This window comes from Phormidium pseudopriestleyi FRX01, from assembly GCF_017313335.1.
Lineage (GTDB): Bacteria > Cyanobacteriota > Cyanobacteriia > Cyanobacteriales > Laspinemataceae > Laspinema > Laspinema pseudopriestleyi.
Window position 1 is genome coordinate 1 of record NZ_JAFLQW010000661.1, and the last position, 11,518, is coordinate 11,518.

The following is an 11,518-nucleotide window of genomic DNA, read 5'->3' on the forward strand; positions in this document are numbered from 1 at the left end:
CGACCGTTCACACCGGGGGAAGAGGGGAAACGACCAGCCACGGATCGACAATAAATTAAACCCCCTTCATGATAGAATTCTTGAACAACTCCCCTTGGTCGGTAAATAAAGTGAGAAACCAGGGCGATCGCATCACATCCAAACCCTTCCACAAACACTGCGGCTAATGATGAGGCGAAGCGATCGAGAACGCTGGACCTGCTGCGATTAGCCCAGTCAACAAGATTTACCAACATTCCTAGAAAAATACTTCAACCCAGTAGAGGAATCATGCTAACAGAACTCTGGTCATTTCGCGGACGATACCGCATCCTACACTTAAGCTGGTTTGCCTTCTTTCTCTCCTTTGTCGTCTGGTTTAACTTTGCCCCCTTTGCCACGGCGGTACAAGAATCATTAGGATTAGAATCAGGACAACTTAGAACTCTGGCTATTTGTAACGTTGCCCTCACGGTTCCGGCTCGAATTATTATTGGCATGGTCCTCGATAAATATGGACCGCGTATTACATATTCTGTGTTACTGATTTATGCAGCCTTTCCCTGTTTGATGTTTGCCTTCGCGCAGAACTTCGGGCAATTGGTTGTCTCTCGCTTATTATTATCCATTGTCGGTGCCGGATTCGTGATTGGTATCCGCATGGTTGCCGAATGGTTCCCCCCGAAAGAAATCGGGTTAGCAGAAGGGATTTATGGGGGATGGGGTAATTTTGGTTCTGCTGCTGCTGCCTTTACCCTCCCTACCTTGGGAACAATTGCTGCGGTTATGTCAGCCGGTCAAATCAACTGGCGGTTTGCGATCGCCCTGACGGGAATTTTCGCCGCTGTTTACGGGGTCATCTACTACTTCAATGTCCAAGATACCCCACCGGGTAAAGTGTATCAGCGTCCCACTCGTCATGGCGGACTCGAAGTAACTAGCCGTCGCGACTTCTGGTTCATGATGGCGATGAATGTTCCCCTTAGTGCTATCCTCGGGTTACTCGCTTGGCGTCTCAATAAAATTGGGTTCTTAAATACAACTCAACTCTGGCTATCTTGGCTGTTTTTAGTGGGATTGTATGCTTTCCAATCCTATAAGTGCTGGACGGTTAACAAAGAGTTAGTTTTGGGTCAGAAACGTTATCCGGCGAGCGATCGCTATGAATTTTCCCAAGTTGCCCTCTTAGAACTCACTTATGTGGTTAACTTCGGGTCGGAATTAGCTGTTGTGTCCATGCTGCCTGCCTTCTTTGAGAATACCTTTGGACTAACTAAAGTGCTGGCGGGGATGATTGCGGCCAGTTATGCCTTTATGAACTTAGCCGCACGTCCAGGGGGTGGGTTAATTTCGGACACCCTCGGGAGTCGGAAGGTGACGATGGTTGTCCTCACCGGCTGTATGGGAGTCGCCTATATGATCATGAGTGGGGTGCAGGGGACCTGGTGGCTACCCTTGGCGATCGCCCTCACGATGATGTGTTCCTTCTTCGTGCAAGCGGGAGAAGGATCAACCTTCGCAATGGTTCCCCTTGTTAAACGCCGGGTCACAGGACAAATTGCCGGAAATGTCGGCGCTTATGGTAACGTTGGTGCCGTGGCTTATCTCACCTTATTTAGCTTCCTCCCTGAAGGTGATGTCGGAAACCGGATCTTCTTCCAAGTGCTAGGCGTCACCGCCATTATCGTCACCTTCCTTTGTGCCTTCTACCTGAAAGAACCCAAAGGATCGTTTTCTGCCCATCATGAGGGAGACGAAGCACATTCGGAAACCGCTGTAGGACACAGCGTCCCCCATTTCGTGGAAGAAGGTACAGAAGTCTAACCCTCTTTCCCTGGAGGGGCGATCGCCCCTAGAAGCGATCGCTCCTCTCCCCTTTAATCTCGAATAATTGCTTACAATTAATCCTTACTAACCGGACCCTAACCTGTCCTCCCTGATATAGCAATCCTTTCCTGATTTATAAACTCTGCTACTCCCCTCTCCCCTTTTGGGCCGCCGACGAGAAAGGGGTGAGGGCTTATTCCACAACTGATATAGGATCGCTATACTCTAAACTCTAAAAAACTCTACACTCTAACTAAACTTTTATGTCTACTCAACCCACCAAAACCCTGTGTCCATACTGCGGAGTTGGCTGCGGATTAGAAGTTTCCCCTCCGGCACAACCGGGAAAAGCCACCCATCGGGACAGTCAAGGTAAACCGATGTGGAAAGTCCAGGGCGATCGCACTCATCCTTCCTCACAAGGTATGGTTTGTGTCAAAGGGGCCACCATCGCCGAAGCCTTAGACAAAGACCGCCTCAAATATCCAATGGTCCGCGCTTCCCTAGACGAACCCTTTCGCCGCGCCACCTGGGAAGAAGCCCTCACCTTAATCGTCGATCGCATTCAAACCGTACAGACCACCCTCGGCAGCGAGGGCATCTGTATGTATGGGTCTGGACAATTCCAAACCGAAGACTACTACATCGCCCAAAAACTCATAAAAGGCTGCCTGGGCATCAATAACTTTGATGCCAACTCCCGCCTCTGTATGTCCTCCGCCGTTGCCGGATACATTCAAAGTCTCGGGTCCGACGGTCCTCCCACCTGTTACGATGACCTCGAACAAACCGATTGTGCCTTTCTCATCGGCACCAATACCGCCGAATGTCATCCCATCGCCTTCAACCGACTCCGCAAGTATCATAAAAAGAATAAAAACGTCAAACTGATCGTCGTTGATCCCCGGCGGACCACCACCGCTGAAGCTGCCGACCTCTATTTAGGCATTCGCCCGGGAACCGATATTGACCTCCTCAACGGCATCGGTTACTTACTCATGGAGTGGGGACATCTCAACAGCGTCTTTATTGACGAATGCACCTCTGGATTTCCCGATTATGCCGAAGTGATTCGTCACTATCCCCCGCAAATTGTCGCCGAACGCTGTGGCATCCGCATCGATGAACTCGAAACCGCCGCCCGCTACTGGGGCGAATCTCAGCGCGTCTTGTCCCTGTGGTCGATGGGAATGAATCAGTCCTCGGAAGGCACCGCCAAAGTCCGGAGTTTGATTAATCTGCACCTGATGACGGCCCAAATTGGTAAACCCGGTGCCGGGCCCTTTTCTCTCACGGGACAACCCAACGCAATGGGAGGTAGAGAAGCAGGAGGATTAGCCAATCTACTCCCGGGATACCGCCTTGTCAAAAATCCCGAACATCGCCGGGATATCGAACAATTTTGGGGACTGCCGGAAGGCAGAATCGCCCCAGAAATCGGTCTGACTGCCTGGGACATGATTACTGGATTAGAAACCGGAAACGTTGGGTTATTGTGGGTTGCTGCCACCAATCCAGCGGTGAGTATGCCGGATATCGAACGGACCAAAGCGGCTTTAAGGCGATCGCCCTTTACGGTGTATCAAGACGCCTACTATCCCACGGAAACGGCTGCCTACGCCCATGTTTTGTTACCGGCGGCCCAATGGGGGGAAAAAACCGGGACCATGACCAATTCCGAACGAGTGGTGACCCTCTGTCCAGCTTTTCGCGAACCCCCCGGACAAGCTAAACCCGATTGGGAAATCTTTGCGGAAGTTGGCCGCAGATTAGGATTTGCCGAACAGTTTCCCTTTGAGAATTCGGCCCAAGTCTATGGGGAATTTGTGCAAATCACCCGCGATCGCGTCTGTGATATGACGGGGTTAAGCCACGATCGCCTAGCGGAACAAGGACCAACCCAGTGGCCCTATCCGGGGGGACAAAACCTGCCTCTGACTAACAAACGCCTCTACACTGACTGGAGATTTCCCACTCCCGATGGACGCGCTCGTTTTGGGGCCTGTCATGCCAAAGGATTGGCGGAACCCCCGGACCCGAATTATCCGTTTGTTCTCACAACAGGCCGCCTTTACGGACATTGGCATACTTTAACTCGGACTGGCAGAATCGATAAAATTGTCAAAATGCACCCCAATCCCTTTATCGAGATTCATCCCCGCGATGCCAAGAAATTGGACATCGTGGAGGGGATGAGAATCGAAGTGCGATCGCGCCGAGGTATGGCAAGATTTCCCGCCAAAGTCACCCAGGCGATCGCCCCGGGAACTGTCTTCGTCCCGATGCACTGGGGAGAACTCTGGGGTGACCAAACCGAAGCTAACGCCCTCACCCACCCCGAAGCCTGTCCCTCCTCCCTGCAACCGGAATTAAAAGCCTGTGCGGTACAATTAATCCCTCTCCCAGAAGAGGGAACCCTCAGCGAAACTGAAACCATCGAACAAGGTGACTCGATTGCGATCGCCTTTGCCCCGCGATCGGCGATCGCCACACGTTCCTAATCCAAAAAAGCTGAACTTTCCAGGGTTCGTAGTAACGCCTTCAGGCGTTATCTTTATGTTCGTAGTAACGACTTCAGTCGTTTCTTAAGTTCGGAGTTTTGCCATCCACGAACCCGCCCAATTCTCCCGCAATGTTATGTTAAAATTGACCCAATGGATTGCGAGGAAAACCAATGGACTGGCAAGAACTCCGTAAAGAAGCCTACAGCTTATCCGTCAGCGACAGATTAGCTCTTGTCGAGGCGATCGTCCGTTCTGTGCATGATGAAATCAGACCCCGGCCCCCGGTTCCCCCAGGAACCATAACCCGATTACGGGGAATTCTAAAAACCGAAGGACCCCCTCCCACCGATGAAGAAATCGAAGCCATTAAAGAAGAACGGTTGAAGGAGAAATACTTAACATGAGGGTGTTGCTGGACACTAATATTATTCTGGATTATTTCCTAGAACGCGACCCCTTCATGAATGATGCGGAAGCCTTATTTGCTCAGATTGAAGCCAAGCAGATAGAAGGATATATCACTGCAACCACTCTAACGGATATCTTTTATATTGTCATAAAGAGTAAGGGTACTCAACTCGCAAAACAAGCCGTCTCAAAGCTATTGGACGGGTTACACATCTGTCAAGTCGATCGCCTGATTCTAGAATCCGCCCTTGCCTTAGAGTTGAATGATTTTGAAGACGCAGTGCAAATTGCCTGTGCGATCGCCTCCAATCTAGAGGCAGTCATCTCCCGCGATCGCGACGGATTTGCTCAAGCACCCATGCCAACTTATTCCCCACGGGATATCATCAAGCAACTGCCGTAATTTAACACAAATGGAATGAGAAATCGGGGTTTTTCCGGTCATTACAGTTGTAATTAGAAACCGGGTTTCTGTCCAAAATTGCTGATACTTACCCCAAAATTAAATAAGAAACCCGGTTTCTTGCCCTTGAGAAAGAAAAACCGGGTTTCTATCCAAAATTGCTGATACTTACCAACAAATGGGATGAGAAACCCGGTTTCTGCTCTGCTTACTTTATTGATTCAAATCACGCCTTAGCGGGAGATGAAATGAACCCAGCAATCGCCATCGGCTTTGCAAGTCCGATCAACTAGGTCATAAGAATAGCTTAAACCGGCACCCGGTGCAGAAGTATTGTATCCATGAGACCAATATTCACCGTATGGGTCATGAACGATAAATCCATGAGAATTGTAGCCAATCAAGCAAACAATATGACCGAAACTGGTAAAATAACCGTGGATAACAATCGGGTTACCTTGAATCAGCCATTCCTTGATTTCATTAAAGGTTGCTTTTTCAGTAAAGCGGTCTTTTGCCCCATAAGCTTCGGCAGCTTGAGCCAAATGATAGGGGTCGTGACGACTTAAACCCCGGGCTTCTAACCACTCTTGGAGTTCATCTTCTAACTGTTTGTGAGGCTGTTTGCCTTTAATTCCCAGGTAAGCCAAACACATGGCAATGCTAGTAGTGTTGCAACTGCCGTAAGGATTCTTGGCATTATCCAGTTGGGATTTGTAGGGAACGGCGAGTTTAATGCGATCGGGAAAAGCCACCGATCCTTTGTGCAGAATCACCCCATGTTTAGAATAAACATACCAGGTGTTGCGACCTTGGAAGCTTTCTTCAGCAAAACAGACCTTAACGTGATCGCTTTCTGGGGCGTAAGACTGGACTTTTAACACCGTTCCCGCTGGAATCGATTGTTTTTCAGAATCGCTTAAATCAGATGAGGAAATGGGTTTCTGTTTGAAAATTGTATCGGACAGAATTTTTATTTCAGTGGACTGGTTTCCGGACGCGGTAGATGGAGTCGAATAGGATTGTGCTACGGTCATAATTTCTAACCCAAAAACAAGTAAAATGCTGATACCAGTTGTCTGAGTCGGGGCTGGCAGTTAGCCAGAGGGTTGCCTATCCTTGCCCTGGTGTTTAGGCTGACCCGACTTTCAAAACAGTTTGTCACCCTCACTACATAGGCTGCATCCCCAGCGGTCAGAAACCAGTATAGTGAGGAAGAAGTCCGGGTTGGGGCAACTCATCCTTGTGCCAACTTAGACTGAAATAGCTGATGAGTAGATGAGTTATACCCATGTCTCAAATCGTTTGGATTGCAAGACACGCAAACCGTTTAGACTTCGTAAACCCTGAATGGTTTAATACAGCAGAACGTCGGTACGATCCGCCCTTGTCGTCAGATGGTTTTTTGCAAGCGCAAGAACTGGCCGAACGTCTCAAGGGAGAACGTATAAGTCACATATTCGCCTCGCCTTTTCTGCGAACCGTACAAACTGCAAATCAGGTGGCAGAAATTTTAGACTTACCCCTAAAACTGGAGTGGGGACTCTGTGAATGGTTGAATCCAGAGTGGATGACGGAAATGCCGGAAACCCTCCCCCCGGAAGTGTTAGCCCAGGAATTTCCCCGTATTGATTTAAGTTATCACTCGCGGGTGATGCCGAAGTATCCCGAATATGATCCAGTTTGTGTGCAACGGGCGGGAGACACGGCGCGACAACTTGCGGATGAGTTTTCAGGGGAGATTCTGTTGGTGGGGCATGGGGCCTCGGTGATTGGGGCGACGATGGGTTTGGCGGTGGAGGCGGAGGAAATGGAGTTGAGCGCAGGATTGTGCTGTTTGTACAAGCTGGTACGCCAAGGGGAAACCTGGGACATCGAACTGAAGGGCGATCGCTCTCATTTGCAAGAAATTGAGGCGGAAATCCGTTTTTTTTAGGAAGATGAAAAAGAAACCGGATTTAATCCAACAGTCCATACGCTCAGAATCAACAAGATGACCTTACTATTAGCCGGAGATATCGGTGGTACGAAATCCCTTTTGCGCTTGGTGGAGATGCTGACTGTAGCAGATACTTCAGGAACGTTCCAGATTGATACCCTCTATGAGGGGATTTACTCCAGTCAGGAATATCCCGATTTAGTCCCCATTGTGGGACAGTTTTTCCAGGAGGCGAGTCAGAAATTAGGAGAGGTCCCTGAACCCAAGGGGGCCTGTTTTGCGATCGCCGGACCCGTGATTGGACATAAATCCGTTCTGACTAACCTGAGTTGGACCCTAACAACGGACCGATTAGAAAAAGAACTCAACATTCCCCATGTCAAGTTAATTAATGACTTTGTTGCGGTGGGTTATGGCGTGTTGGGGATGAATCAAGCGGACCTCCATACCTTACAACCTGGGGAATCCCAAACTGCCGCCCCGATCGCGGTGATTGGCGCAGGAACGGGACTCGGACAAGGGTTTTTAATCCGGCATTTGGATGAATATTTTGTGTATCCCTCCGAAGGGGGTCATGCGGATTTTGCACCCCGAACGGGAATCGAGTTTGAACTGTTGCAAGATTTACGGCAACGGGAGAACATCGATCGCGTTTCTGTCGAACGAGTGGTATCGGGGATGGGAATTGCGTCAATTTATCAATTTTTACGCGATCGCGCGATCGCCGCTGGAAAAGATGTCTCCCCCGCAGATAAAGACCCCGCAGACATTTCCCAAGCGGCCCTGGAAAAATCTGACCCAATCTGCGAACAAACGTTGCAAATGTTTGTGGAAGCTTACGGTGCGTCAGCGGGAAATCTGGCTTTAAAATTACTACCCTACGGGGGATTGTATTTAGCGGGGGGAATTGCCGCTAAAATTCTGCCCTTAATTACAGAGGGCGATCGGTTTATCAACAGCTTTAACCAAAAAGGTCGAGTTAGCCCTTTGGTAGAAAAAGTCCCGGTTCATATCGTTCTTAATCCCCAAGTGGGATTGATTGGTGCCGCCATCTGTGCCGCCCGGTTATAGTTGCCACAACCCGAGGGTTCATAACCCTTTCGGGGACAGTATGGGTTAGAAACCAGGTTTTTTCACCGAATTTCTGCACTTTACCCGCGACTCTGGACAAAAAAAGCCCGGTTCTTGTCCAGAGTCGCTGATCTGATACCAACTCCTAGGACATCGTTTCTGTTCAAAAGGTGTTGAAGACTCGGTCAGCGATGATGGCAATCAAGACGAATACACCTAATGCGCGCCGAAAATAGTTCACGCCGTCGAAAATCTCCAGCCACGCCCAAGTAAACCAAGAACCAAAGGCGATCGCATCCAAACCTGTATGCAGATTCCCACTGGGAACTACGAATGTCAGTAGAGTCGTTGTAATTCCCACCAGCATCGGTAGATTGGGGGGTTGAGCAATCACAATATTGCCCTCGTTGTCTCGAAAGGTTTGATTAAATAAGCTATTTTCCATGAATCCATCCATTAAAGTTCACTCATTTCAGTTTAGTTTGTACTACCCGTCTCCAGTCACCCCCTAAAGAGAGGGAATTTTAAATTGGCGACGGACTGAAACCGCGAGTTGATATGAGACCCTTTTCTCAGTCTCACAACTGCTGTAAAAACTGCTTTTGATATTCTTGTTCAGTGACAATATCCTGCATACTTTCTACCCGGTCTAAAAATACTTTTCCCTCTAAGTGGTCATATTCATGCTGAAAAATTCGGGCTACAAATCCAGTAAATTCTTGATGGTGTAATTTTCCTTCTCGGTCTATATATTCGACCTCGATCGCCTGATGTCTCGGCACTAATCCTCGAATTCCTGGCACGCTCAAACAGCCTTCCCAATCTTTGACCTTTTCATCAGAATAGGCGACAATCTGCGGGTCGATAATGGCGATCGCCTCCATTGTCGGAGCCTGGGGATAGCGCAAGGTGGGACGGGAAGCTAAGATAAAAACCCGATAGGATTCGGCAATCTGGGGAGCCGCAATCCCGACTCCATTGGACAGTTGCAAGGTTGCCATCAAATCATCAATCAGCGACTGGATTGAGTCAAGGTGAACGTTAGTGACAGGTTGGGCTTTTTCCCGTAAGACGGGATTGCCTAATTGCACAATTTCTCGAAGGTTATTCATGGCTTTCCTATTATATATAGAGGTTCTAAATGATTTTGCGAATGGACGTCGGCGGCCCCCAACCGTCGGCGGCCCAAAGCGGGAGAGGTCCGCCGTTCCAGTTGTCAAACTGCTGCAAGACTGGCTATATAGAGGGAATCTTGCTGTAGTCTGACTTTAGAATTAAGCCCCGGCGGGTGTTTGAACCCTAGCCCTGTCAAGGTGTATTTGTAGGGGTGCAATGCGATCGCTATCAAGAGGGTAGGGAGACCAAACCCCTACATCCACCCTTGAGGGTAGGGAGACCAAACCCCTACAAAAAATAACGATTTTTCGTCTTTCAATTTACCACCTTGACAGGGCTAGGGTTTAAACCCCCGCCGGGTGTTGCTTTAGAATTTAGGACTTAAAAACTCGGATTAGCTGGCATTTCTCCCGGTTGTACGGTGATATTTAAGGTTTGTCCATCGCGGTTAATTTGCAATTCTAAGGAATTTCCGACTTGCGACCCTTGAACAATTTGTTGCACCACATCCGACTGGGCGATCGCCTGATTTTCCATGCGCTGAATTACATCTCCCTCTCTCAATCCGGCTCGTTCTGCCGGAGAATTGGGAGCAACTCGCACAATTAATACTCCACTATTTACCGATAACTGCATCGGACTATTGGGGTCAGTATTCAACTCTTCTTGTAATTCCGATGTGATGGTGACCATTTCAATCCCTAAAAAGGGATGTAGGACTTTGCCGGTGGTAATTAATTGCTGGGCGATCGCTTGTGCGGTTTGAATGGGAATTGCAAATCCCAACCCCTGTGCACCACTAATAATCGCCGTATTCATGCCAATCACTTCCCCTCGGGCATTCAGCAACGGACCTCCTGAATTACCGGGATTGATTGCCGCATCGGTTTGGATAAACCCCACCCGCTTATCGGGAACCCCCACATCGCGGCTCGATCGCCCAGTGGCGCTGACAATTCCTACTGTCACACTATTATCTAATCCCAGGGGATTCCCGATCGCGATCGCCCATTCCCCCGGTTGCAGTTGTTCTGAATTACCCAGGGTTGCCTTGGGGAGTTCCGTCGCCTCAATCTTCACCACCGCTACATCAGAAATCGAGTCCTCTCCCAACACCGTCCCCTCAAAAATTCGCCCATCCCTGAGTACCACACTCACCGTATCTGCACCATTAATCACATGAGCATTGGTTAAAATTTTACCATCATCACTGATAATAAATCCCGACCCCGTACCCCGTTCCATGCGTTGTTGTGGCTCCATCGGCGTTTGTCCAAAAAACCGCCGGAAGAACGGATCCCGAAAGGCATCTGGGATATCCTGCGTGACGGTTCGTGCCGCATCAATTCGCACCACCGCCGGACCCACTTTTTCCACTGCCTCGACAATAAAATTAGAATTCACTGGCAACGATAACACTCCCCTCCCTCGGGGAGTGTCGTCGGGAGTTGTCACTGAGGGAGTTCTGGGATCCAACGAATCTAAGGATAAAGGTCCATTGGCGCGTAACCAGCGATCGCCCATAAATGCCGCACCAGCTCCTACCACCACCAGCAACAGGTAAAGTAGCACCTGCGTCCCGGAAAAATGACCTCGTTGATGATCCCGATCTGAATTTTTCATTGCTGCCTTCCTATGATTCTTGCTAAAACTCGTTAAACAATCTTACGTTTTTGATACTCCCTACGGATAAATCCGAGGGATTCTTAAAGAGTCCAAAGTCGGACTTTTAAAGGCGCTTTTCCCCACCCCTCTACTGACTCCATTGAGATTGAACCCCAATTTTGCCGCTACTTTTCTCAAAATATTTGCCGCCGCATTGCAATCGGCGTTGATTCGATATCCATCTTTAGTTCGGTACAATCCACGCTCAACTCGTTTTCCAGACTCTTTCCACCCTTCGGGTTTTTCACCGAATGTAGGTAGCTCATCAATGTCAAGAAAACTTGCTTTACTGGTGTAGGATTCTTCCGTTTCAATGAACTGAATACCGTATTGCTCACAGAGTTGAGCGATTCGGTCTTTTAGTCTAGCTGTAGGAATTTGAACAAAATTTTGATTGGTTTTACTACCGAGATTGATTTCTTGTCGCTGTCCTTTATTCCAGCCAAATACTAGAGTTCCGATTCTGTTTTCAATGCAGTGATTCAAGACAATTCTAGCAGCTTTGTTAACTGCATCTCGGATTTGCCGATTGCGCTTTTCGGTGATTCTAGCTAATTGCTTTGACCAAAATCCTTGTGGTCGATTTTCTTTTAATATTGATACTCG

Annotated in this window: 12 protein-coding genes; 6 read left to right on the forward strand and 6 right to left on the reverse strand. The window is 48.8% G+C overall.

The window, feature by feature from the left end; translation table 11 throughout:
- On the reverse strand, positions 1 to 236 hold a 236-nt coding region (locus J0895_RS24730), incomplete at its 3' end, for a hypothetical protein (protein WP_207090640.1).
- A 34-nt stretch (positions 237 to 270) separates the two neighbouring features.
- Between J0895_RS24730 and J0895_RS24735 the strand changes: the two genes are divergently transcribed.
- The 4 genes from J0895_RS24735 (at position 271) to J0895_RS24750 (ending at position 5,121) form a co-directional block, all read left to right on the forward strand.
- Positions 271 to 1,803 carry an MFS transporter gene (locus J0895_RS24735; protein ID WP_207090641.1) on the forward strand — a complete coding sequence of 511 codons (1,533 nt, stop codon included), beginning with the start codon at positions 271 to 273 and terminating at the stop codon, positions 1,801 to 1,803.
- A gap of 266 nt (positions 1,804 to 2,069) precedes the next feature.
- A complete protein-coding gene (locus J0895_RS24740; RefSeq protein WP_207090642.1) occupies positions 2,070 to 4,307 on the forward strand; it encodes a molybdopterin oxidoreductase family protein in 2,238 nt (745 codons plus the stop codon).
- 173 nt (positions 4,308 to 4,480) lie between these two features.
- Positions 4,481 to 4,714: a hypothetical protein gene (locus J0895_RS24745; protein WP_207090643.1), complete on the forward strand. Its 234-nt coding sequence runs from the start codon at positions 4,481 to 4,483 to the stop codon at positions 4,712 to 4,714.
- A complete protein-coding gene (locus tag J0895_RS24750; RefSeq protein ID WP_207090644.1) occupies positions 4,711 to 5,121 on the forward strand; it encodes a type II toxin-antitoxin system VapC family toxin in 411 nt (136 codons plus the stop codon). The genes J0895_RS24745 and J0895_RS24750 overlap by 4 nt, the downstream gene beginning before the upstream one ends.
- Positions 5,122 to 5,354: 233 nt before the next feature.
- On the opposite strand, the gene J0895_RS24755 is transcribed toward J0895_RS24750, so the two are convergent.
- Positions 5,355 to 6,158, reverse strand: coding sequence for a C39 family peptidase (locus tag J0895_RS24755; protein ID WP_207090645.1), 804 nt, complete (start codon positions 6,156 to 6,158; stop codon positions 5,355 to 5,357).
- A gap of 254 nt (positions 6,159 to 6,412) precedes the next feature.
- Here J0895_RS24755 and J0895_RS24760 point away from each other — a divergent pair, with 254 nt between their 5' ends.
- Entirely contained in the window at positions 6,413 to 7,057 is a 645-nt protein-coding gene (locus J0895_RS24760; protein ID WP_207090646.1) for a histidine phosphatase family protein, read from the forward strand.
- A gap of 57 nt (positions 7,058 to 7,114) precedes the next feature.
- Positions 7,115 to 8,131: a glucokinase gene (locus tag J0895_RS24765; RefSeq protein WP_207090647.1), complete on the forward strand. Its 1,017-nt coding sequence runs from the start codon at positions 7,115 to 7,117 to the stop codon at positions 8,129 to 8,131.
- Between the two features lie 163 nt (positions 8,132 to 8,294).
- On the opposite strand, the gene J0895_RS24770 is transcribed toward J0895_RS24765, so the two are convergent.
- The 4 genes from J0895_RS24770 to J0895_RS24785 form a co-directional block, all read right to left on the reverse strand.
- Positions 8,295 to 8,588 (reverse strand): hypothetical protein, encoded by a 294-nt coding sequence (locus J0895_RS24770; RefSeq protein ID WP_340643584.1) that lies wholly within the window; start codon positions 8,586 to 8,588, stop codon positions 8,295 to 8,297.
- A 121-nt stretch (positions 8,589 to 8,709) separates the two neighbouring features.
- Entirely contained in the window at positions 8,710 to 9,243 is a 534-nt protein-coding gene (gene def, locus J0895_RS24775) for a peptide deformylase (RefSeq protein ID WP_207090648.1), read from the reverse strand.
- A 385-nt stretch (positions 9,244 to 9,628) separates the two neighbouring features.
- Complete coding sequence (locus tag J0895_RS24780) at positions 9,629 to 10,870, reverse strand: HhoA/HhoB/HtrA family serine endopeptidase (protein WP_207090649.1); 1,242 nt, start codon at positions 10,868 to 10,870, stop codon at positions 9,629 to 9,631.
- A 60-nt stretch (positions 10,871 to 10,930) separates the two neighbouring features.
- The coding region (locus J0895_RS24785; RefSeq protein ID WP_242541577.1) for an IS200/IS605 family accessory protein TnpB-related protein at positions 10,931 to 11,518 on the reverse strand (588 nt) is incomplete at its 5' end.